This is a genomic window from Streptomyces sp. NPDC002835, from assembly GCF_053591995.1.
The window spans coordinates 23,609-47,869 of the sequence record NZ_JBSFUW010000017.1 but is presented as its reverse complement, the minus strand read 5'-3'; the positions used below and the strand labels follow the sequence as shown (position 1 = coordinate 47,869).

Here is a 24,261-nt window from a genome sequence, read left to right as displayed (position 1 = left end):
TCAACGGAAAGACTCGCGCCCTGGCAGCAGCCCTGGTACCCGCCCTACGCGGCAGCGCCGATCACACGCCTCGTCTCGCACCTCTACCGGTGACGTTCATTCAGCAGGTTCGGCCCCTCGGCCCGGCCTCGAAGGAGGAATGGAAAATGGGCGATTCTTCGGAGTCTTCGATCGAGCGCGCCGTCGAGACGATGACCCAGGGCATCGACTCGAGCGGCCCGGCGGCAGACCGGCGGGCGTTCATCGGCGGCGGCCTCGTCGATCTGCTGGCGGCGGTCACCGGCCTCCCGGCCTCCGACGTGCCCGAGGAGACGCCACTGCAGGTCGAGTCACTCCAGGCGGCCCTCATCAGCACGGTGCTCGATGCCGCCTTCGGCGTGCGGGTGCCCATGGCCACTCTGACCACAGGGGTCCGCGTTCCGGAGATCACCGAGCTGCTCCTCGACGCCGCCGCGCCGAACCCCGACAACCGCCCCACGCCGGAGGCACTCGCCGATCCCGAGCGCAGCTGCGATCCGTTCGACCTCACCGACGTTCAGCAGGCATACCTCCACGGCAGGGAATCCGGCCACGAACTCGGCAACGTGGACGCCTCCTTCTATGTCGAACTGGACACCACGGAGCTGGACGTCGACCGTTTCGAGCGGGTGCTGCGCGCCGCTGTCGCGAGCCACGACATGCTCCGCGTGGTCATCCTCGACGACGGGCGCCAGCAGGTGCTGCCCGAGGTGCCCGACTTCACCGTCGTCAGGGAAGACCTCTCCTCGCTGTCCGCGACGGACCAGCAGGAACGTCTTGAGGCGCTGCGCACCGCGGCGACGGCCAAGCGGCGCGATGTGCACACGTGGCCCCTGTTCGACGTGCATGCCACGCGACTCGACCCTCGACGGACCCTGCTGTGCTTCGGCATGGACCTGCTGATCTGCGACGGCGCCTCGTTCGCGGTGCTCGTCGAGGAACTCGCCGGGCGCTACGAGGACCCGGAGCGGCAGTGGCCGGTCACCGGTCTCAACTTCCGTGACTACCAGCGCGCCGTCACCGGCCCGGAGCACACGGACGGGCAGGAGAGCGCACGCACGTACTGGACCGACCGGCTGGACAGTCTGCCGGCCGCGCCCCGACTACCGCTGGCAGGGCCGCTCGCCGCCATCGGAACGCCGCGCTTCCACCGCCGGCATCACACCCTCTCCGCGCCGCAGTGGCAGAGTTTCAGGGCCCGCGCCTCCGCGCGCGGGCTCACCCCTTCGGCCGCTCTGGCCGGCGCCTACTCCGATGTGCTGGCCCGCTGGTCGCAGTCCCCCGATTTCACCGTCAACCTGACCGTGAACAACCGCAAGCCCGTGCACGAGCAGGTCGGACGGGTGATCGGGGACTTCACGACACTCACGCTGCTCGAGGTCCGCTCCGACGGCGGCAGGCCGTTCACCGAACGCGTTGCCGCCCTGCAGGCACAGCTGTGGGAAGACCTGGACCACAGCGAATACAGCGGGATACGCGTCATGCGGGAACTCGCACGCCGGTCGGGGCCCGGGACCGCGGTCGCCCCCGTGGTCTTCTCGACCTTCGTCGGCTCCGGATTCAGCGACGACTTCGACCCCGACTGGCTGCGCGGCATCAACTACACGCTGGCGCAGGCGCCCCAGCTGACCCTGGAATGTCTCACTCTCGAGTACCGCGGCGAGTTGCACATCACCTGGGACTCCGTCGACGACGCGTTCGCTCCCGGGCTGCTCGACGACATGTTCACGGCCTACCGGGACCTCGTGCGGCAGCTGGCCTCGAGCGACGAGGCATGGGAGCAGCGGGCGACCGTCCCCCTGCCCGATCGCCAACTGGACGTGCGCCGACGGGTCAATCGGACGGCGACGGCGGCTCCGGACCTGCTGTTGCACCGACTGGGTACGGCCCTGGAGCGCCGCGGCCGCGAGCCGGCAGTGATCACCTCGGAACGGACCCTCAGCTACGACGACCTGGACAGGACGGCCTGCCGCATCGGCCGCGGGCTGCGCCGCGCGGGAGCCCGCCCGAACCGGCTGGTGGCCGTCGTGATGGACAAGGGCTGGGAACAGGCCGTCGCCGCCCTGGCAGTCCTCTACTCCGGCGCCGCCTACCTCCCGATCGACGCATCCCTTCCTCCCGACCGCATCCACCGCCTCCTGGCCCTGGGCGAGGCCGGCATCGTCCTGACCCAGACGCTTGTGCGCGACCGGCTGGAATGGCCCCCCGGCCTCACCGTGCTCGACGTCACGGACCCGGGCGCGTGGTCGCACGAGACGGACGGCCCCCTGGAGGACGTCCAGAGCGCCACGGACCTCGCCTACGTCATCTTCACCTCGGGATCGACCGGCGAACCCAAGGGCGTGATGATCGACCACCGCGGAGCGGCCAACACCTGCCGGGACATCAACACCAGGTTCGGCGCCGGACCCGACGACCGGGTCCTCGGCCTGTCGTCGCTCAGCTTCGACCTGTCCGTGTGGGACCTCTTCGGAGTCTTCGCCGCCGGAGGAGCACTGGTCCTGCCCGAGCGCGACGCCGGGCGGGACCCCCAGCGCTGGGCGGAGCTGGTCACCCGGCACCGGGTGACCATCTGGAACACGGTCCCCGCCCTGATGCAGATGTACACCACCTACGCCGAGGCGCAGCCCGCCTGCGACGCGCTCGAGCCCCTGCGCCTGGTCCTCATGTCCGGTGACTGGATCGAGATCGGCCTGGCGGACCGTATCCGGGCACAGAAGGCCGCTCCCATCGAGATCATCAGCCTGGGGGGCGCGACGGAAGCCTCCATCTGGTCGATCTGGCACCCGATCGGCACGCCTGCCCCCGGCTGGAAATCGGTGCCCTACGGCAAGCCGCTGGCCAACCAGTCCTTCCACGTCCTCGACGACCACCTGCGGCCGTGCCCGGACTGGGTGACGGGCCGGCTCTTCATCGGCGGCATCGGACTCGCCCGCGGCTACTGGCGGGACGCCGAGCGCACCGGCGAGCGTTTCGTGGTGAACCCGCACACCGGCGAGCGCCTCTACGACACCGGTGACCGCGGCCGCTACCACCCCGACGGGACCATCGAATTCCTCGGCCGTGACGACGGCCAGGTCAAGGTGAACGGCTACCGCATCGAGCTCGGAGAGATAGAGCACACCCTCACCGGGCACAGCGAGGTGCAGCAGGCGGTGGCCGTCGCGGAGGGCAACCGGCTGCTGGCGTTCGTGACCACCCGGGGTGAAACCGCCCCGGACCATCAGGAGGCGGCACGCGCGCAGGTCGCCGACTGGCAGCAGGTCTTCGACTCCCTGAGGAGCGGGACCTCGGCGCAGACCGCCGGATGGGCCGACAGTTTCACCGGCCGGACGATTTCCGACGAGGACATGGCCGACTGGGCCGACGTCACGGCGCGCCGCGTCCTCGCCCACCGCCCGCGCCGGGTCCTGGAGATCGGATGCGGAGCCGGGCTGATCGCCACCCGCCTGCTGCCCGAATGCGTGGAGTACGTGGGGACCGACCTGTCCGCACGTACGCTCCAGGACCTGGCGCTGCGCCTCGAACAGGACGGCACCCGCGACAGAGCGACCCTGCTGCACCGCGAGGCGACGGACCTCGCAGGCATACCGCGCGACCACTTCGACTGCGTCGTCGTCAACTCGGTCGCCCAGTACTTCCCCTCCGCCGAGTACCTGCTGGACACCGTGCGCACGGCACTGTCCGCGCTGCGTCCCGGCGGGGTGGTCTACCTGGGTGACGTCCGGGACCTGCGCCAACTGCGCCCCTTCCACGTGGCGGTCGAACGCGCACAGGCCGGACCGCGGGACGTGGTCCGGGACCTGCTGTGGCGGGTGGAACAACGGGAGCTGACCGAGAGCGAGCTGGTCGTGGCGCCCGGCCTGTTCTGGTCGGAACTCGGCAGCCCGGCCACGGTCCTGCCGCGGCCCGGGAACGCGCACACCGAAATGGCCGACTACCGCTACGACGTCGTGGTGTTCAACGAAGCAGGCGCTGCCCGCGAGCTTCCCCCCGCCCTACGGTGGACCGACCGCACGCGCACGCTGCCCGAGCTCGAACAGACCCTCGGCCGCCGGCTCCCGTCGGTCTGCCTGCACGGCGTACCCAACGAGCGTCTCCAGCACGACGGCGCCTGGGCGGCACACCTGCGCGACCCGGCGACGGCAGACCTGCCGCTCGCCGAATTCGGCGACGCGGTGCGGCCGCGGACCGGCACCGACCGGTCTCTCACCCCCGCGCACCTTCTCGACCTGGCCGGCCGGCACGGATACGCCTGCGAGTTCTTCTACCGGCCGCAGGCGGCGCCCGGCACCTTCGACGCGGTCTTCACCCTGACCCCGCACGACGCCGAAACGGCGGTCCGGGCCTACGCGTTCGCTCTCGGCGACCCAACCGAGGCCGGGGCCATGTCCAACACACCGTTGCGGGCACGGCGGATCGCCGCTCTTCCGGCCCGGCTCATCCAGCACGCCCGCACGGTCCTTCCGTCCTACATGGTGCCCAGCGACGTGTTCGTCGTGTCCGCGCTCCCGCTCACCGCGAACGGCAAAGTCGACACGGCCCGTCTCCGCGAGACCGCCGGCCGAGACGGCGGACACCCCCACACACCGCGGGACGCGCAACCCGCGGACAGCGTCGAGCAGGCACTGGCCACCGCCTGGCAGCAGGTCCTGGGCCTGGCAGGGGTGTCCGTGCACGACGACTTCTTCCGCATCGGCGGCGACTCGCTGCTCGCCGTGCACCTGGTCAGAACGGTCGGCCACGCGGGCATCGACATCACCGTCGCCGAGGTGTTCGCCCACCCCACGATCGCGGGACTCGCCGCCCTCGTACGCGACCGGCAGCCGGAGCACCGCACCGGTCTCGAGCCGGTGGAGACCGCTCCCATCACTCCCGCCCCGGAGGACCGTTTCACCCCGTTCCGCCTCACCGATCTGCAACAGGCCTACCTCCTCGGCCGCAACGGCTTCTTCGACCTGGGCAACGTCGCCGCCTCCTTCTACGTCGAGCTGAGCGCGCCGGACCTCGATCCCGGACGCCTGTCCGCGGCCGTCGACGGGATGGTGCGACGCCACGACATGCTGCGCGCCGCCATCGGGCCGGACGGCCAGTGGCATGTGCAGCGTGAGGCAGCGCCCTACCCGGTGGCGGTGACCGACCTGCGCTCCCTCGGCCGGGCCGAGGCGGAAGCCGGACTCGCCCGCGTCCGCCGCGAGTGCAGCACCACGATCTTCGACCCGGGCCGGGCGCCGCTCTTCGACGTCCGAGTCAGCCGGCTCCACGGATCCAGCCGGCTCCACATCACCCTGGACCTGCTGATCGCGGACGGCGGGACGGTCGCCGTGTTCCTCACCGAACTGGCCGCACGCTACGCCGACCCCGACCGGCACTGGCCGGAACTCGAGCTGACCTTCCGGGACTACCAGCGCGCCATGGACGACGCGGAGAACAGCCCTCGCTACCGCCGCGCCCGTGACTACTGGACGGCACGGGCCGCCGACCTGCCGCCGGCCCCCCGCCTTCCCCTGGCCGCCGACCCCGCGGACATCGACGAACCCCACTTCACCCGCCGCACCCACCGGTTGCCCGCCGCCGCCTTCCAGGCCCTGCGACGCCGGGCCGCCCAGCACGGCCTCACCCCGTCCGCCGCCCTCGCCACCGCCTACGCCGACACGCTGAACGCATGGTCCGACGGGGACCCGTTCACCTTGAACGTCACCGTGAACAAGCGTCCTCCGCTGCACGCCCGGATCGCCGACATCATCGGCGACTTCACCGCCACCAGCCTGCTGGCCGTGTCCGTCGATCCGGCGGCGCCCTTCGCCGAACGCGTCAGGACGCTCCAGACCCGGCTGGCCACGGACCTCGACCACAACGAGTTCACGGGCATCAGGGTGCTCCGGGAACTGGCACGGCTGCACGGCCCCGAACGGGCCACGATTCCGGTGGTCTTCACCAGCGCCCTCGACTCCGCGGGCGCCGACTTCGGACAGGCGGCCGACGCCCTGGGAACGATGGTCGACAGCATCGTGCACACCCCCCAGGTCCATATCGACCACCAGGTGTTCGAGTACGACGGAGAGCTCGTCCTGAACTGGGACTCGATCGACGAACTCTTCGAGGCGGACGACCTCGACCGGATGTTCCGGCTCTACGTGGAGCTGGTGGAAGGCCTGGCGGCGGAGGACCGCGCATGGCAGGGCGCGGCCCCGCGCCGCGCCGAGGCCGGCGGCTCCGCCCGGACCCGCCCCCTGCCGGCCACTGCCCCCGACACCTTCCCGGCCGCGGCCACGACCGACGTCGCGCAACGGACACTCAGCCGGATCTGGGCCGAGGTGCTCGGCATCGAAACGGTGCCCCCCACCACGGAGTTCACTCGGCTGGGAGGCGATTCCCTGCTGGCCATGCAGGTGATAGCCGGAGCAGCCGCCGCAGGGCTCGTGATCTCTCCCCGGGACTTCTTCGCCAACCAGACCGTGGCCGCGCTCGCCTCCGTCGCACGCCCGGCCGTCCCCGATGCCCGCCCGCCGCACGAGGGCGACATGGTCCTGCTGCCCCGGCAACAGGTCCTGCTCGAGCAGTGGAAGTACCCGCAGGAACACAACTACGTGCTGCTCTTCGACATCGCCGAACCTCTGGACCGGACCGCGCTCAGAGTGGGGCTGCGAACCCTGCTGCGGCACCACGAAGCACTGCGCCTGTCCTTCACCGCGGGGGAGCGGGGCCACACCGGGCACATCACGCCGATGGACCGAATCGAGGTACCGCTGACCTGGGTGGATCTCACCGAAGCCGCAGCGGAGACGGTCGCACAGACCATCAGGGACGTCAGCCTCGGCCTGCAGTCCTCCATCGACATCGCGGCCGCTCCGCTGCTGCGCGTCGCCGCTCTGCAGCAGCGGGGACGCCAGCAGCTGCTCATCGTCGTCAACCGGCTGGTCTGCGACAACTACTCCTGCCGGATTCTGTGCGAGGACCTCGTCTCCGCCTACCGCCAGGTGCAAGCGACCGGTGAGGCCGCCCTCGCCGCGGCGGACTCACTCGCCGCCTGGTCCGAGCTCGTGCGCTCCCGGGCCGACGATCCAGAGGTCCGGGGCGAGCTGGCCCACTGGCTGGCCCTGGAAGCCGCCCCCGCACCGCCGGCGATGGACGATCCCCAGCCGGCCGAGCCGGCTCTCATCGCACTCGACGCGGAAGCCGGCGCGGCACTCGTCCGCACGACAGCCGTCCCCGACACGCTGCTCGCCGCCATCGCCCGCGCCGTCGCCCGGCGCGGCGGCGGACGAACGGTCCGCGTCGACGTCGACTCGCACGGCCGCGATGTGCCGTCCGGCGCGCTGAACCCGGCCCGCATCGTCGGCCGCCTGGCCACCCGATGGCCCCTGGACGTTCCGGCCCTGCCCGACCTGCCCCTGCACGAGGCCGCCGCCGCGGTCGGCGAGAAACGCCGCCGGACCCCAGCCTCCGGAAACCACTACGAACTGCTCGCCACCCTCGGCGCCGACCCCGGCCTGCGCGTCGCCCCGGCCCCCCTGCTCTTCAACTACCTCGGCCACTCGGACGCGTTGTGGGAACGACTCGGCCTGTCGCTCAGCCCGGATCACCCAGGGGTACTGCCCGACCCCGACCCGCAGAGCCACTGTCTGGAGTTCATCGCCGGCTTCTTCTCGGGCCGGCTCGTGCTGGCCTGCCTGTCCGGGGCGCCCGACCTGCTGCATGAGATCGGCGACGACCTCACCGTCGGGCTCCTGGGGCGTCCCGCGCCCCTGACCGTTCCGGACGATCTCGACGTACTGCGGCACTGGCTCGCCCACTGACAGAGGAGACCACCCCGTGACAGACATGACAGACCGGTCGATCGTCGAACGCCTGGCCGTGCAGCCCCACGACCGGCCGCTGACCGTCCTGGACGACGAACTGCGCCCCACCTCGGTCTCCCTGGGCGACCTGCGCACCCGGGCCGAGGTCGTCGCGGGGGTACTGCGCCACCGGTACGGCGTCGGACCGGGGCATCGCGTGTGTGTACTCGGCCGCACCTCGCTGGACCTGATCACCACGCTGTACGGGATCTGGCGGGCCGGCGCGGCGGTCACCGTCCTGCCCGCCCCGCGCACCGGAGACACGACCGACCTGCACGACCCGGCCCAACGCAGGGTGACGGCGGCGCACGCCTCGCTGCTGGTGACCGACCCGCACACGGCCACCGCCCTAGAGGGCAGACTCTCCGTCCCCGTGGCCGACTTCCCGTCCCTGGCCGTGAGCGTCCCCGGCGGGCCGCTTCCGCTGCCCGATGCCCACGACACGGCCCTGCTGCAGTTCACCTCCGGCACGACCGCCCTGCCGCGCGCCGTCGCCGTCACCCAGGGCCAGATCGTCGCCAACTCCGCCGAGTGCTTCGCCGCGGGAGGGATGACACCGGGCGATGCCTTCGTCTCCTGGCTCCCGCTCTTTCACGACATGGGCATCATCTTCCTGACCGGCGCCATCGTGCACGGCCACCATGCCTGCACCATGGCCACCCAGACGTTCAGCGCCCGGCCGGGCGCCTGGCTGGAAGCGCTGACCACGTACCGCGCGGCGGCCACCGTCGCCCCCAACTTCGCCTACGGACTGGCCCACCGCTACCTCACCCTGAGCCGCACACGCTACGACCTGTCCTCCCTGCGGTTCGCCGTGAACGGCGCCGAGCCGATCGACGCCGAAGCCCTGCAGCGCTTCACCACGTCCGCGGCCGCCTACGGGATGCCGCCCACGGCGATGGCTCCCTCCTACGGGCTGGCCGAGGCCACCCTGGGGGTCACGCTGGGACGCCACGACGAGAACTACCGCAGTGTCACCGTCGACCGGACCGCGCTCGAGGAAGGGTCCGTCCAGGAAGTTCAGGACGGCGCCGGCGGCCGGACCTTCGTGGACTGCGGTACGGCGATCGCCAACACCGACGTCACCGTCACCGACGACCACGGAGTGCCGCTGGCCGACGGCCGTATCGGCTCGATACGGGTCCGGGGACCGGGCGTGGTCGACCAGTACTGGACCGTGGACGGCAGCCCTCACCCGGTCCCGCTGCTGGACGGGAGCCGGCGGCTCGTCACGGGAGACCTCGGCTTCCTGCTGGACGGGCGCCTCTACGTCTGCGGACGCCAGAAGGACATGATCATCGTGGCGGGCCGCAACCTCTATCCCGAAGACTTCGAGTTCACCACCGAGCGGATTCAAGGCATCCGGCTGGGCAACGTCATGGCCTTCTCGCTCCCCGCCGGCGAAAGCATGGTCGTCGTGGCCGAGACCAGCCTGGTGGGCGCACCGGCGATGGAACTCGCCCGCACCGTCCGCGACACGCTCTCCCAGGAGCTCTCCTACGCGCCCCACAATGTGGTGCTGGTGCCCCCGAGAACGCTGCCCAAGACAACCTCCGGAAAGCGGCAGCGCGGCCGGTGCCGCACCCAGTACGAGACCAACCAGCTCACCGTGCGCGCCAGCACGCTCGCGGCGAAGTAGACCGGGATGCAGCCCGCGACCCCCACCCACGCCCAGGGACGACGCGCCGCGCATGCGGCCGACGACGCATGGTTCCTCGCCGTCGATGCTCCCGCCTCGCTGCCGACACTCGTCGTCTTCCCCCACGCGGGGGCCGGCGCGGCGGCCTACTGGCGGCTGGCACAGTCGCAGCGGGATCTCGCCCGCTCACTCGTCGTGCGCCTGCCCGGCCGCGAGAGCAGAGCCCAAGAGCGCCGCTTCACCGACATCCGACCCCTGGTGCGGGCGCTCGCCCCGGCCCTGCGCCCGCACCTGGCCGGCGACTACGTGCTCTACGGCCACAGCATGGGCGCCCTGATCGCCTTCGAAACGGCGAGACTGTTCTCCCTCGCCTACGACATGCCGCCCCGCCGCCTGGTCGTCTCCGGGATGGAACCGCCCCAGGACAGCCCCACCGGGCATGCCCGCCACCGGCTCAGCGACGGCGAACTGTGGCGGGTGGTCGGCGAGATGGGCGGCATCCCGGCCGAGATCATGGCCGACGACTCGATGCGGCGGCTACTGCTGCCCACTCTCAGAGCCGACTTCGAGGTGACCGACACCTACACCTTCCGCGCCATGCCGCTGATCTCCTGCCCCATCAGCGCCTACGCCGGCGAGACGGACCCGGAACTGCCCGCGGCCGCCATGGCCGGGTGGGGGGCCAACACCGCGGGCGACTTCACCCACACGGCGATGCCCGGAGACCACTTCTTCAACCTGGACAGCCGGTCCGGGTTCACACAGGCGCTGAGGACCTGCCTGACCGGCTAGCCCGGCGACAGCCCTGATCATCCCCGAGGGGTCAGAGCTTTCGTGCCGCCGGGCGCCGTTGCGCACAGTGGTCACGGTTCGCGGCCGGTGCGGCGGGGCCGGCGTAGGCGCATCCGACGGCGGCAAGCCGACGCGGGCCTGAGGGGCGGAGGGTCGACGGGGTTCGGCGGTGCGGTGCGCAACCCGGCGACGCCCAAGTCGTCCGCGAGCAAGAGCAGCACATCCGGTTCCTGTCGGTGCAGCACGTCCACGGCCGTCCACAGGTCGATGGCGAAGGCCCGCGCCGTAAGGCGCTGGGCCGCCTCGGGGTCGGTCGCGTTGGCCAGGTGGGCCAGGGTCCGGGCTTGGATCTCCGGGCGGGTGATCCGGTCCGCGATTTCCTCCGCCCGCTCGGGCTGTCCCGTCTCGGCCGCTGCCCGGGCGAGACCCGCGAGCAGATCCTCGTTGTTGTGCGAGCCCGCCGCCTCAAGCGCGTCCTCGATCTCAGTGGCCAGCGCGGCAGCCCGTCCGTGATCCCCGGTCCAGGCGATCACCTCGGTGACCACCGCCAGGGTTCGTGCCCGCACCGACGTTCCGCCGACGGGGCGGGCCAGCACTCCGTCCCCGCCGACGACCACGACGACCTGCTCATGGTCTTCGGCCTGGTTGATCGTTTCGAGAAGGGATGCCACGGTACGTACCCGATCGTGAGGTCCACCGATGCTGCGGGCCACCGCCTCGGCCTCGTCGACGAGCGCCGTGGCTCGGCTCACCTGGCCACTGCGGGCGGCTGCCCGCGCCACCGCCGCCAGTGCCCGGGCTCGTAGCGCGAAGTCCTCGATCACGCGGGCGGCGTGCTCGGACTGCTCGACGCCACCGGCGTCGGCGACGGCCTTGGCCAGGGCGAGCACGCTCGACTCGTCCAGGTCCTCACCCGCTTCGGGGATGCCCTCCATGAGCCAGTCCATCAGGGCTACCGCACCATCGCGGTCACCAGATGCCTCTCTCACGCCGACCACCGCGGCAGCGGCCAGCATCAGCGGACGCGACGTCTCGATCTTGGCAATGATCTCCGCGACCCGTTCCACGGCACCCGCTTCGAGGGCGGCCTCAGCGACGACGGCCAGTACAGCGTCGCGCTGGCCGATCACGTTGTCGATGGTGCAGGCGACGGCCTCGGCACGATCGAAGTGCCCCGCGTCCGCTGCGGCCCGAGCAGCCCCCTCCCGGCAGCGGCCTGCGGATGGTCGGCCAGCGCCCTGATCTCGCGAACCAGCTCGGCGGCGCGCTGCCGGTCACCTGCCGCAGCTGCGTCCGTGGCCAGCGCGGCCCAGCAGCCGGCCCGCGTAAGGAAGTTGACTGTCCGGCGGGCCGCCCGCTCAGCTGCAGCGGCCAGCTCGGCGGCCCGATGCCGGTCGCCGTCCCTGGCGGCCGCTGCGGCAACCCCCGAAAACGCCATGGCCCGTTCGTCCGGTTCGGTGATGCTCCGTGCGATGGACTCGGCGAGCACCCGGTTGCCGGTTACGGCCACCTCCCTCGCCACCCCGGCGAGCGCCATCTTCGAGCTCCCGCTCCATATGGACTCGGCCAGCGCCCGGGCCGGTCGACGCGGCCGAGCAGCGCCAGACGACGGGCACGGCCGCGGGCAGCGAGGCGTTACGCTCCGACAGACTCACCCGGCACAGGACGATTCTGGTCAGCTGTGGCAGGTCCGGGCTCGCAGCGGCGAGGATCGCGTCCTGGGTCGCGGTGAGTTCGGCGAGGGCGGTGGCGTCGCCGCCGGTGGTGTCGAGCAGCCAGGCGTGGCGGCCCGGGTCGAGCGCGAGGTCAAGCATTCTGGGGATGCCGCCGTCCGCGCGCAGACTGCGGAAGTAGCCGAGCAGCAGGTAGCCGGGGGTGCGCGTCCCAGCCGCGTTCCCGGTGCCCGTCCACCCATGTGTGCAGGCGTAGACGGCAGGCGGCGAGCCGCTCTCCGGCGAGGAAGGCCGCCGCCTGCTGGAGGTCCTCGTGGGCCAGCAGATAGACGTGCTCAGGTCGCTCCGGTCCGTGCCGGACCAATGTCGGGCGCTGCGCGAACGTCCGGCCCCCTGACGCATTGAACGCCCAGCCTTCCAGCACACCGCTTTCTCCGCACGAGACTTCGACGATTTGCCCCATAGGCAGTGTGGCGAGCTTCGTGTAGCAGGTCGACATGGCGGTGACGCCGTGGCAGAGAGGAAGTTGCTGCTGTGCCCTTGGTCCGGTGGCGCGGCAGCGGAAGCATTAGGTCAACTTGAGCCGGTCGAGACCAGCCGAGGTGGATCCTGTCGTGGCGCTCCCAGGCGTGCTGCTGCTGGACGCGACGAGCCCCGGAGTCGGGTTCCTCGTGGCGGCGGACGAGGTCGCGGGCGGGGATGCGACCGGCTGTATGTCACCTGACCTGAGAAACGCCGCCTACTTGGCGGCGCGTCAGTGGCGCCCCCGGCAGGACTCGAACCTGCGGCCAAGCGCTTAGAAGGCGCCTGCTCTGTTCCTGGACTTTCGCTCGTCCAGGTCGAGTGCTTGGTGGGTGAGCGTTAGCGATTTCCAGGTCAGCATGGTGGTTCACGCTGCGGAAGCACTCCCACTTCCTGCCCCGCGCCGGCGCACGAGGCAGCGCCGCCATCGACGCGATCTTCGCGTAGCCGAGGCCGGTCGGCAGAGCCCGTGGAGCGTGGCTCGTAGCCCGCCGCAGGCCCAAAGTCCCGGAGAAGTCCCAGAGATGCCGCCGCACCCCTCCCTGACCAGCTGAGTAGCAGGTCAGGGAGGGGTGCGGCGGCATCCGCGTATCAAATGTCGCGGAAGATCTCGATCTGCGCCCCCACCGAGTTCAGCCGCTCCGCCAGCTCCTCGTAACCGCGGTTGATCACGTACACGTTGCGCAGCACCGACGTGCCCTCCGCCGCCATCATCGCCAGGAGGACGACCACCGCCGGGCGCAGGGCCGGCGGGCACATCATCTCGGCGGCGCGCCAGCGGGTCGGGCCCTCGACGAGGACCCGGTGTGGGTCGAGGAGCTGGAGGCGGCCGCCGAGACGGTTGAGGTCCGTCAGATAGATCGCGCGGTTGTCGTAGACCCAGTCGTGGATCAGGGTCTGGCCCTGGGCGACGGCGGCGATCGCCGCGAAGAACGGGACGTTGTCGATGTTCAGGCCGGGGAACGGCATCGGGTGGATCTTGTCGATGGGCGCCTCCAGCTTGGAGGGGCGCACCGTCAGGTCCACCAGCCGGGTACGCCCGTTGTCCGCCGCGTACTCGGGGGTGCGGTCGTGGTCGAGGCCCATCTCCTCGAGGACCGACAGCTCGATCTCGAGGAACTCGATCGGCACCCGGCGGATCGTCAGTTCTGACTCGGTGACGACGGCGGCGGCCAGCAGGCTCATCGCCTCGACCGGGTCCTCGGAGGGCGAGTAGTCGACGTCGACGTCGATGTTCGGGACGCCGTGCACGGTCAGCGTCGTCGTTCCGACGCCCTCGACCTTGACGCCGAGCGCCTCCAGGAAGAAGCACAGGTCCTGGACCATGTAGTTGGACGACGCGTTGCGGATGACGGTGACGCCGTCGTACCGGGCGGCGGCCAGCAGCGCGTTCTCGGTCACGGTGTCGCCGCGCTCGGTCAGCACGATCGGGCGGCCGGGGGAGACCGAACGGTCCACCACGGCGTGGTAGATGCCCTCGGTCGCCGTGATGTCCAGACCGAAGCGGCGCAGCGCGATCATGTGCGGCTCGATGGTGCGCGTGCCGAGGTCGCAGCCGCCGGCGTACGGCAGCCGGAAGTTGTCCATCCGGTGCAGCAGCGGGCCGAGGAACATGATGATGGAGCGGGTCCGGCGGGCGGCCTCTGCGTCCATGGACTCCATGTCGAGCCCGGCCGGCGGCACGATCTCCAGGTCGCGGCCGTCGTTGATCCAGCGGGTGCGGACGCCGATGGAGCCGAGGACCTCCAGCAGCCGGTAGACCTCTTCGATACGGGCGACGCGGCGCAGGACCGTACGCCCCTTGTTGAGGAGTGAGCCGCAGAGCAGGGCCACGCACGCGTTCTTGCTCGTCTTGACGTCGATGGACCCGGAGAGCCGGCGGCCGCCGACAACCCGCAGATGCATGGGGCCGGAGTAACCCAGAGCGACGATTTCGCTGTCAAGCGCCTCGCCGATTCGGGCGATCATCTCAAGACTGATGTTCTGATTGCCGCGCTCGATGCGGTTGACCGCACTCTGGCTGGTTCCCAGTGCTTCGGCAAGCTGCGTCTGTGTCCAGCCACGATGCTGACGGGCGTCACGGATGAGCTTGCCGATACGTACGAGGTAGTCGTCTGCCATGACGAGGAGGCTATCTCACATATGAGATGGGGTCGCATCGAGGTGGCCCATCGGGGTGACGCCCTGTCATGCGCCCGGCCTTACGCGGGACTGCGCTCCCGAAGCTGCGCACACTCCGCTCCCGATGTTCGGCGAACCGCGCGCCCCGGGCAATCGGAGCGCGGCCGGACGGGTTGCGTGATTAAGGGGGTGAATGTCGTATTCATGTGCTCGGGAGGTGTATTGAGCGGTATGACTTGCCCTCCTGGGCGCCGCACCCGTCAACCGTGTTTCGGCCGGGCGCGGTTGCTCACCCCGTGCCGGCCACCGGGAGCGAGCGCCGCATCAGGAGTGCGTAGACGGCGGAGGCGACGACCATGCCCGCGGGCAGGGCGAGGTCCACGCCGTCCAGGGCCCGGGCGAGCGGGCCCGTGTAGAGGGTGTCGACGCACAGCGCGGCCGTGGTGACGCCGGCGCCGAGGGCCAGGGCGCCGGCCGGGCTGACTCCGGCGGTGTACCAGAAGGGGCTGGTGCGGCTCTCGTCCGTGAGCGCGAGGCCGTCGTAGCGGTTCCGGCGCAGCAGGATGTCGGTGGCGTAGACGGCCATGCTCGGGCAGAGCAGGACGACGGTCGGCTGGAACACGTTGCTGACGGTTTTGAGGAAGTTGGAGACGAGCAGCCCGTACAGGGTCAGGGTGACGGCCACGGCACCGTCGACGAGGACGCTGTAGGAGCGGCGGATGCGCAGGCCGACGGCCTGGAGGGCGAGGCCGGCGCTGTACGCGGTCAGCGCGTTGATGGAGATGGTGCCGAGCACCAGGGCGAGCAGGAAGACGGGCGTGAACCAGCCCGGCAGGATCTGCTCCAGCGCGGCCTGCGGGTCGCTCATGTCGACCGCGGTCGCGGCGAACGCGCCGAGGGAGCAGGCGAGCACGCTGGGGACGAAGCTGCCGAGTGCGGTCCAGCCGGCGACCGCCTTCGGTGAGGTGGTGCGCGGCAGGTAGCGCGAGAAGTCGGACCTCCCCGTGCTTCTCACCGTCCTCGACGGCCGCCCCACCCACCGCGCCGCGAGCCTGTGACCCGGCCACCCCGCCCCCCGGCCCGGCCGACACCGGACCGGGGGGCGGTGGCGCGTCAGTTCTCCGTGGGCGTCAGCGCGACGACCGGGATGCGGCGGCCGGCCCGCTTCCGCCGGGACGGAACAGGGGGTGTCCGGGCATGACCTCGAAGCGGTCATGTACTAGAGTTATCTCGACATCGAGATATCTGCCGAAGGCGTACCGCAAGCCGCCAATCGGTAAGGGTTACCTAACTAAGCCTTACCTTAGCGGATCGGCGAGCAGCCGTGGCGGCAGCATTGAGGTAGTACGCGCACATTGATGAAGGAGACTGTCGTGTCGGCGAACAGCTTCGACGCCCGCAGCACGCTGCGCGTGGGCGACGAGTCGTACGAGATCTTCAGGCTGGACAAGGTCGAAGGCGCTGCGCGCCTCCCCTACAGCCTCAAGGTTCTGCTGGAGAACCTGCTCCGCACCGAGGACGGCGCGAACATCACCGCCGACCACATCCGGGCGCTCGGCGGCTGGGACTCCCAGGCGCAGCCCAGCCAGGAGATCCAGTTCACGCCGGCCCGCGTGATCATGCAGGACTTCACCGGCGTTCCCTGTGTCGTCGACCTCGCCACCATGCGCGAGGCCGTCAAGGAGCTCGGCGGCGACCCGGCGAAGATCAACCCGCTGGCCCCGGCCGAGCTGGTCATCGACCACTCCGTCATCGCCGACAAGTTCGGCACCGCGGAGGCCTTCGGCCAGAACGTGGAGCTGGAGTACGGCCGCAACAAGGAGCGCTACCAGTTCCTGCGCTGGGGCCAGACCGCCTTCGACGAGTTCAAGGTCGTCCCGCCCGGCACCGGCATCGTCCACCAGGTGAACATCGAGCACCTGGCCCGTACGGTCATGGTCCGCGGCGGCCAGGCATACCCCGACACCCTCGTCGGCACCGACTCGCACACCACCATGGTCAACGGCCTCGGCGTGCTCGGCTGGGGCGTCGGCGGCATCGAGGCCGAGGCCGCGATGCTCGGCCAGCCGGTCTCCATGCTCATCCCGCGGGTCGTCGGCTTCAAGCTCACCGGTGAGCTCAAGCCCGGCACCACCGCGACCGACCTGGTCCTCACGATCACCGAGATGCTGCGCAAGCACGGCGTCGTCGGCAAGTTCGTCGAGTTCTACGGCGAGGGTGTGGCGGCGACGAGCCTCGCCAACCGCGCCACCATCGGCAACATGTCGCCGGAGTTCGGCTCCACCGCGGCCATCTTCCCGATCGACGACGAGACCCTGAAGTACCTGCGCCTGACGGGCCGCGACGAGCAGCAGGTCGCGCTGGTCGAGGCGTACGCCAAGGAGCAGGGCCTTTGGCTCGACCCGGCCGCCGAGCCCGACTTCTCCGAGAAGCTGGAGCTCGACCTCTCCACGGTCGTCCCCTCCATCGCCGGCCCGAAGCGCCCGCAGGACCGCATCGTCCTCGCGAACGCCGCCCAGCAGTTCGCCCAGGACGTCCGCAACTACGTGGACGACGACATGGAGGCGAGCAAGGAGTCCTTCCCGGCCTCCGACGCCCCGGCGAACACGCCGAACGGCGGACCGTCGAAGCCGGTCACCGTCACCGCCTCCGACGGTTCGACCTACGAGCTCGACCACGGCGCCGTCACCGTCGCCGCGATCACCTCCTGCACCAACACCTCGAACCCGTACGTCATGGTCGCCGCCGCGCTGGTGGCCAAGAAGGCGGTCGAGAAGGGCCTGACCCGCAAGCCGTGGGTCAAGACCACGCTCGCCCCGGGCTCCAAGGTCGTCACCGACTACTTCGACAAGGCGGGCCTGACCCCGTACCTCGACAAGGTCGGCTTCAACCTGGTCGGTTACGGCTGCACCACCTGCATCGGCAACTCCGGCCCGCTGCCGGACGAGGTCTCCAAGGCCGTCAACGACCACGACCTCGCGGTCACCTCGGTGCTCTCCGGCAACCGCAACTTCGAGGGCCGGATCAACCCCGACGTCAAGATGAACTACCTGGCCTCGCCGCCGCTGGTCGTCGCGTACGCCCTCGCCGGCTCCATGAAGGTGGACATCACCAGGGACGCCCTGGGCGTCGACCAGGACGGCAAGCCGGTCTACCTGACGGACATCTGGCCGACCGAGGCCGAGGTCAACGACGTCGTCGCCAACGCCATCGGCGAGGACATGTTCAACAAGTCCTACGCCGACGTCTTCGCGGGCGACGCCCAGTGGCAGGCGCTGTCGATCCCGACCGGCAACACCTTCGAGTGGGACCCACAGTCCACCTACGTGCGCAAGCCCCCGTACTTCGAGGGCATGACGATGGAGACGACCCCGGTCGGCGACATCTCCGGCGCCCGTGTGCTGGCCAAGCTGGGCGACTCGGTCACCACCGACCACATCTCCCCGGCCGGTGCGATCAAGGCCGACACCCCGGCCGGCAAGTACCTCACGGAGCACGGCGTCGAGCGCCGCGACTTCAACAGCTACGGCTCGCGCCGCGGCAACCACGAGGTCATGATCCGCGGCACCTTCGCCAACATCCGGCTGCGCAACCAGATCGCGCCGGGCACGGAGGGCGGCTTCACCCGCGACTTCACGCGGGCCGCCGAAGGTGACGGGGAAGCGCCGGTGTCGTTCATCTACGACGCCTCGCAGAACTACCAGGCCGCCGGCACCCCGCTGGTGATCCTGGCGGGCAAGGAGTACGGCTCCGGCTCGTCCCGCGACTGGGCCGCCAAGGGCACCGCGCTGCTCGGCGTCAAGGCCGTCATCGCCGAGTCGTACGAGCGCATCCACCGCTCGAACCTCATCGGCATGGGCGTCCTGCCGCTGCAGTTCCCGGAGGGCGGCTCCGCCGAGGGCCTCGGCCTGACCGGCGAGGAGACCTTCACCATCACCGGCGTCACCGAGCTGAACGACGGCACCACGCCGCGCACGGTCAAGGTGACCACCGACACCGGTGTGGAGTTCGACGCGGTCGTCCGCATCGACACCCCCGGTGAGGCGGACTACTACCGCAACGGCGGCATCATGCAGTACGTGCTGCGGAACCTCATTCGTGGATAGGCACAGCCGCGGCTGACCCGACCTCGGGTCGTCCAGGGCCGTCACCCCGCTCGCGGGGTGGCGGCCCTTCGCCGTGTGCCGAGCCGCGTGTCGAGGCGTGTGCCGAGCCGTGTGCCGAGCGTGTGCCGACCGTGTTCGGACCGGTGTCTGCGCGAGGCGTTTACACCGCGCCCGCCGCGCGCTAGCTTCACCGGTTGACAGCGTGGGAGCGCTCCCACGCGCTGTTCCCCAGGAACCCCCACATCCCGAAGGGACCACGGATGAATCAGCGATTAACGGTGCTGAGCCGACCACGCGCCCTGCTGCTCACCCTCCTCGCGCTGCTGACCGCCATCCCCGCGCTCGGTCTCGTCGTCACCGCCGGCGGCGACGCCAAGGCCCATGGCACCCCGATGAAACCCGCCAGCCGCACCTTCCTGTGCTGGCAGGACGGACTGACCGCCACCGGAGAGATCAAGCCCGTCAACCCCGCCTGCCGGGCCGCGGCGCAGGTGAGCGGGACCACGCCCTTCTACAACTGGTTCTCCGTGCTGCGTTCCGACGGGGCCGGCCGCACGCGCGGCTTCGTCCCGGACGGGGAGCTGTGCAGCGGCGGCAACACGAACTTCACCGGCTTCAACGCCGCCCGCGACGACTGGCCGCTCACCCATCTGACCTCGGGCGCGACCATCGACTTCTCGTACAACGCCTGGGCGGCGCACCCGGGTTGGTTCAAGGTCTACATCACCAGGGACGGCTTCGACCCGAAGGCCGCGCTCGGCTGGGACGACATCGAGGACCAGCCGTTCCTGACCGTCGACCACCCGCCGCTGAACGGCAGCCCGGGCACGGTCGAGGCCGACTATCGCTGGACCGGCGCCCTGCCGGCCGGCAAGTCCGGCCGGCACGTCATCTACATGGTGTGGCAGCGCTCGGACAGCCAGGAGACCTTCTACTCCTGCTCCGACGTGGTCTTCGACGGCGGCAACGGCGAGGTGACCGGCGTCAAGGACCCGGGCGACGGCACCACCCCGACCGACCCGCCGCCGACCGACCCGCCCGGGACCGGTGACTGCTCGGCGACCCGGAAGACCACCGGCAGCTGGGGAAGCGGCTACCAGTCCGAGGTGACCGTCACCAACACCGGCACCGTGCCCATGCTCGGCTGGATGGTCGACTGGACCCTGCCCGCCGGACACCGGATCGACAGCCTCTGGAACGGCTCGATGACCGCCCAGGGCCAGGCCGTGATGGTCCACAACGCGGGCCACAACGGCAGCCTCGATCCCGGCGAGTCCACCACCTTCGGGTATGTGGCCACCGGCTCCGGGGCCGACACCGCGACCGGTCTGCCCTGCGCGCTGGGCTGACCCGCGGTCCGCGCCGACCGGTCGGGGGGCCGGTACGACGACGGGCGGGCGCGGGGTCGAGGACCCCACGCCCGCCCGCTGTCCGCCCGAGCGCTCAGGAGATCAGCTCCACCTCCGCGAGCGTCGCCTCACCCGTGGAGACCAGCCGGTAGTGCGGGTACGAGCCCGGCTCCGCCACGCTGAAGACGCGGGTCTGCCGGTCCCAGTCGAAGGACTCGCCCGACCGCTGGTCCAGGTCCGTCCACGACGTCCCGTCGGCGGAACCCTGCAGCACCCAGCCCGAGGGGGCCTTGCCCTTCGCCGCCGAGGTGAGCGTGTACTGCACCGCCTTCGCCGCAGAGGCGGCCGGCAGCTCGACCGAGGTGAACGCGGCCGACGTGCCCGAGGTGTTGTCGAAGAGCGGACCCTCCGCACGGAGCACGTCGCGGCGCGGCGCGGGCTTCTCGTCGTCCTGGGTGATGGAGACCGGGGCGGCCTTCTCGCCCGTGCCCCAGGTGGACGGCTCGGGGCCCATGTCGAACTGCAGCGTGCCGCCCTCGGCGATGACGTCGTGCGGCAGCGAGGTGGAGTTCCACTTCTTGCCGTTGACCTTCAACCCCTGCACATAGATGTTCTTCGCGCTGTTCTTCGGGGCCTTCACGACCAGGTCGCGGCCGTTCTCCAGGTGCACGGTCGCCTGGGTGAACAGCGGGGAGCCGACGGTGTATTCACCGCTGCCCATGACCAGCGGGTAGAAGCCGAGCGCGGAGAAGAGGTACCAGGCCGACTGCTCGCCGTTGTCCTCGTCGCCGTGGTAGCCCTGCCCGATCTCGCTGCCGGTGTAGAGGCGGGACAGGACCTCGCGGACCTTCTCCTGCGTCTTCCACGGCTGCGAGGCCGCGTTGTACATGTAGGTGACGTGGTGGGCGACCTGGTTGGAGTGGCCGTACATGCCCATCCGGACGTCACGCGCCTCGGTCATCTCGTGGATGACGGAGCCGTACGAGCCGACGAACTCCGTCGACGCCGTCTCGGGCGTGGCGAAGTAGGTGTCCAGCTTCTCGCCGAGCCCGGCGCGGCCGCCGTAGAGGTTGGCGAGACCGCGGCTGTCCTGCGGAGCCGTGAAGGCGTAGCCCCAGCCGTTGGTCTCGGTGTAGTCGTAGCCCCACACCCGCGGGTCGTACTGCCCGCTCGGCACCCGCCAGTCGCCCTTCAGGTTCCGGCCCTGGAAGAAGCCGGCCTCCGAGTCGAAGAGGGTGACGTAATTGCGGGCCCGGTTCCGGAAGTACTCCGACTCCTCCCGGTAGCGGGGGTTCTTCGTCTTCTCGTAGAGCGCCTCGCCCATCTCGGCGATGCCGTAGTCGTTGAGGTAGCCCTCCAGCGACCAGGACAGGCCCTCATGGGTCGAGGTGGAGGCGTAGCCGAGGAACGGCGAGGTCTCCATGCCCTTGCGGCCGACGCCAGAGGACGGCGGTACGACGGTGGCGTTCTTCAGCGCCGCCTCGTACGCCGCCTCGGCGTCGAAGTCGACGCCCTTGACGTACGCGTCGGCGAAGGCCACGTCGGAGCTGGTACCGGTCATCAGGTCGGCGTAGCCGGGGGAGGACCAGCGGGAGACCCAGCCGCCGTCCTTGTACTGCTGGACGAAGCCGTCGACCAGCTCGCCCGCCTTCTTCGGGGTGAGGAACGAGTACGCCGGCCAGGTCGTCCGGTAGGTGTCCCAGAAGCCGTTGTTGACGTACACCTTGCCGTCGACGATCTTCGCGCCGGTACGGGTCGGGGTGTCGGGTCCGGTCATCGGCGAGAACGGGCTGGCGTAGCGGTACTCGGGCTTCCGCCTGGTGCCGGTGTTCTCGAAGCCCGAGTTCGGATAGAGGTAGAGCCGGTAGAGGCTGGAGTAGAGCGTGACCAGCTGGTCGTGGGTGGCGCCCTCGACCTCGACCTTGCCGAGGATGTCGTCCCAGGCGCCCTGCGCCCTGCCCCGGACCTTCTCGAAGCGGGTGCCGGCCGGGATCTCGTCGGCGAGGTTCTTCTTCGCCTGCTCCACGCCGATCAGCGAGGTGGCTATCCGCAGGTTGACGGTCCTGTCCTCGCCCGCGTCGAAGCGGAGCCGGCCGGTGACGCCCTCGGACGCCGAGTCGGTCACGGGCGCGTCGAAGACGCCGTACACGAACAGCCGGGTGGCGCCCGTGGACAGGCCGCTCTTGACGTCCGAGTAGCCGGTGAACGAGCGGGTCGCCGGGTCGAGGGTGAGGCCGCCCTGCTGGGTGACGTTGTCGAAGAGGACGCTCGCGTCGTCACCCGGGTAGGTGAAACGCATCATCGCCGCGTGGTCGGTGGGCGCCATCTCGGCCTTGAGGCCGTTCTCGAACGTGACGCCGTAGTAGTGCGGGCGCGCGGTCTCGTTCTCGTGCCGGAAGGGCAGCGCCCTGGCCGTGCGCGAGGTGTCCGGGACGCCGGCCGCGGCGGAGGGCATCACCTGGAAGGTCTGGCGGTCGCCCATCCAGGGGCTCGGCTCGTGGCTGGTGCTGAACGCCTGCACGGTGGGCAGGTTGTCCGCGTTGTTCCCGCGGGCGTACTCGTACAGCCAGCTCCGGGATCCGGCGTTGGTGACCGGCGTCCAGAAGTTGAAGCCGTGCGGGACGGCGGTGGCGGGGAAGGTGTTGCCCCGGGAGAACGCGCCGCTGGAGTTGGTGCCGCGGGTCGTGGAGGCGTAGTCCGACAGATGCTCGAGCCGCGGCTCGGGCGCGGCGGGCGCGATCGTGACGTCGTCGATCCAGCCCTGGAACTTCGCCGGGCCCTTGGGGGAGTCGTACGCCACCAGGATCCGGTCGACCGTCCTGCCCGCGGCGACGGTGCCGATGCCGGAGGCGACGGCGTTCCACTGGTTGACGTACAGCCGCTTGGCCGCGCCCTGGCCCTGCGGGGTGAGCAGGCCGCCGTGGGAGTCGGTGGCCTTCAGCTCGCTCAGATAGGTGCCGTCGGTGAAGGCGAGGTCGAGAGAGACGTTGGTCGCCGGGTAATTCAGATCCGTCTCCGCCATCGCGGGGAAGATCTTGTACGACAGCTCGGTGTCGCGCCGGACGTCGATGTCGACGTCGAAGACCTTGTTGTACGAATAGGCCCGGCCGTCCGGCTTGTGGGTGCCCGCGTACTTCAGGGCGCGCTTGCCGGTGAAACCGGCGCCGGCCTTCGCGGTGGGGGAGCCGCTCGGGCCGCGGTCGACCTGGGTGCGCATGTCGTCGGGGGTGGGCGCGCTCGTGTCCCCGTTCGAGAACTGAACGTCCGCGAGCTGGGTGGCGTTGGACGCGCCGTTGTTCCTGGTGATCTCCAGGCGGTAGTGGGCGTACGCCGTGACCTCGGACGGGTCGCCGATGTCGAACGTCCTGGTCTCGAAGCGCTTGGCGAAGGTCTCGTCCGAGCGCGTGTCGAGGACCGTCCAACTCTTGCCGTCGGCGGAGCCCTTGAGCGTCCAGTCCCGCGGGTCGCGGCTGGCGAAGTCGTTGGCCGACGTCAGCGCGTAGGTGGCGAGCTTGACCGGCTGGTCCATGTCGAACTCGATCCAGGCGGTCGGTTCGAACCCCAGCCATTTGCTGCTCGGCAGCAGGTCGACCAGATTCTCCTTGGTCTCACCGGCGCCGGTGTTCTCGTCGCTGGCGCGCAGCTCGATCACCTTGTCGGTGACATTGCCGGGGATTCCGCCGGCGAAGCCTCCGTCGACACCCGAGGACCATTTGCGGCCGGCGGCGGTGACTTCGACGGTATTGCGCCAGTCCGGCTGGGCTTCGTCCGATTCGAAGGATGACCGGAATTCCCGGTCGGCCGACGACGACTGCCCGGGCTGGGAGGGAAGGGCGATGGCGGCGGAAGGAGCCGTCAACACCAGCATGGAAGCGGTCACCACCAGGGTGACCGGATTGATCTGTCGGTGCCGGGGTCTGTTTCTGGGCTGCATCCCGGATCGTCCTCCAGGGGAAGTCGCATTGGACAACGTTGTCAGGCGCGAGGCGCAGGCACCAGTAGGGAGGCAAGTGCCATACGGTGTCAAGGGTGTTGGCGGGCCCAGCTGGACGGAATCAGACGTCCCGCGAAGAATGCTGTGGCCGCCGGGCCGAATCCCGGCGTTCTTCGTCTCGGAGGTCTCAACTCGGGAAAGATGGCCACCCACTCTGTGTTCGATCTTGCTCACGTGGCGGGAAGTGGACTATACCTGTCGGCGTC

At 70.3% G+C, this 24,261-nt stretch carries 9 protein-coding genes and 1 pseudogene; 5 read left to right on the top strand and 5 right to left on the bottom strand.

The window, feature by feature from the left end:
* Positions 1 to 146: 146 nt before the first annotated feature.
* Genes ACWD01_RS19890 through ACWD01_RS19880 form a run of 3 tightly spaced genes read left to right on the top strand, consistent with a single transcriptional unit; the run spans position 147 to position 10,290 of the window.
* Entirely contained in the window at positions 147 to 7,817 is a 7,671-nt protein-coding gene (locus tag ACWD01_RS19890) for an amino acid adenylation domain-containing protein (protein WP_451163547.1), read from the top strand.
* A gap of 25 nt (positions 7,818 to 7,842) precedes the next feature.
* Positions 7,843 to 9,498 (top strand): AMP-binding protein, encoded by a 1,656-nt coding sequence (locus tag ACWD01_RS19885; protein ID WP_451163691.1) that lies wholly within the window; start codon positions 7,843 to 7,845, stop codon positions 9,496 to 9,498.
* A 6-nt stretch (positions 9,499 to 9,504) separates the two neighbouring features.
* Positions 9,505 to 10,290, top strand: a complete 786-nt coding sequence (locus ACWD01_RS19880; protein ID WP_451163545.1) for a thioesterase II family protein — start codon at positions 9,505 to 9,507, stop codon at positions 10,288 to 10,290.
* A 71-nt stretch (positions 10,291 to 10,361) separates the two neighbouring features.
* Here the strand turns inward: ACWD01_RS19880 and ACWD01_RS19875 are convergent, their stop codons facing one another.
* From ACWD01_RS19875 to ACWD01_RS19860, 4 genes and pseudogenes are all read right to left on the bottom strand, one after another.
* Complete coding sequence (locus tag ACWD01_RS19875) at positions 10,362 to 11,420, bottom strand: hypothetical protein (protein WP_451163543.1); 1,059 nt, start codon at positions 11,418 to 11,420, stop codon at positions 10,362 to 10,364.
* Complete coding sequence (locus ACWD01_RS19870) at positions 11,417 to 11,827, bottom strand: hypothetical protein (RefSeq protein WP_451163541.1); 411 nt, start codon at positions 11,825 to 11,827, stop codon at positions 11,417 to 11,419. Before ACWD01_RS19870 ends, ACWD01_RS19875 begins: the two co-directional genes overlap by 4 nt.
* Positions 11,828 to 13,076: 1,249 nt before the next feature.
* Complete coding sequence (locus ACWD01_RS19865; protein ID WP_451163539.1) at positions 13,077 to 14,606, bottom strand: helix-turn-helix domain-containing protein; 1,530 nt, start codon at positions 14,604 to 14,606, stop codon at positions 13,077 to 13,079.
* 289 nt (positions 14,607 to 14,895) lie between these two features.
* Positions 14,896 to 15,612: pseudogene (locus tag ACWD01_RS19860) on the bottom strand (cytosine permease); the annotation flags it as partial.
* Positions 15,613 to 15,979: 367 nt separating this feature from the next.
* Here ACWD01_RS19860 and acnA point away from each other — a divergent pair.
* Positions 15,980 to 18,712: an aconitate hydratase AcnA gene (gene acnA, locus ACWD01_RS19855; RefSeq protein ID WP_451163537.1), complete on the top strand. Its 2,733-nt coding sequence runs from the start codon at positions 15,980 to 15,982 to the stop codon at positions 18,710 to 18,712.
* 260 nt (positions 18,713 to 18,972) lie between these two features.
* Complete coding sequence (locus ACWD01_RS19850; protein WP_451163535.1) at positions 18,973 to 20,061, top strand: lytic polysaccharide monooxygenase auxiliary activity family 9 protein; 1,089 nt, start codon at positions 18,973 to 18,975, stop codon at positions 20,059 to 20,061.
* Positions 20,062 to 20,155: 94 nt separating this feature from the next.
* Here the strand turns inward: ACWD01_RS19850 and ACWD01_RS19845 are convergent, their stop codons facing one another.
* The gene (locus ACWD01_RS19845; protein WP_451163533.1) at positions 20,156 to 23,995 is read right to left on the bottom strand and encodes a GH92 family glycosyl hydrolase; all 3,840 of its coding nucleotides are present in this window, start codon (positions 23,993 to 23,995) and stop codon (positions 20,156 to 20,158) included.
* Positions 23,996 to 24,261 lie beyond the last annotated feature (266 nt).

What these genes read in the sequence shown, in the direction of transcription:
- ACWD01_RS19890 (WP_451163547.1), top strand. Translation starts at nt 147, where the DNA reads ATGGGCGATTCTTCGGAGTCTTCGATCGAGCGCGCCGTCGAGACGATG.
- ACWD01_RS19885 (WP_451163691.1), top strand. Translation starts at nt 7,843, where the DNA reads ATGACAGACCGGTCGATCGTCGAACGCCTGGCCGTGCAGCCCCACGAC.
- ACWD01_RS19880 (WP_451163545.1), top strand. Translation starts at nt 9,505, where the DNA reads ATGCAGCCCGCGACCCCCACCCACGCCCAGGGACGACGCGCCGCGCAT.
- ACWD01_RS19870 (WP_451163541.1), bottom strand. Translation starts at nt 11,827, where the DNA reads ATGGCGCTCGCCGGGGTGGCGAGGGAGGTGGCCGTAACCGGCAACCGG.
- ACWD01_RS19865 (WP_451163539.1), bottom strand. Translation starts at nt 14,606, where the DNA reads ATGGCAGACGACTACCTCGTACGTATCGGCAAGCTCATCCGTGACGCC.
- ACWD01_RS19850 (WP_451163535.1), top strand. Translation starts at nt 18,973, where the DNA reads ATGAATCAGCGATTAACGGTGCTGAGCCGACCACGCGCCCTGCTGCTC.
- ACWD01_RS19845 (WP_451163533.1), bottom strand. Translation starts at nt 23,995, where the DNA reads ATGCAGCCCAGAAACAGACCCCGGCACCGACAGATCAATCCGGTCACC.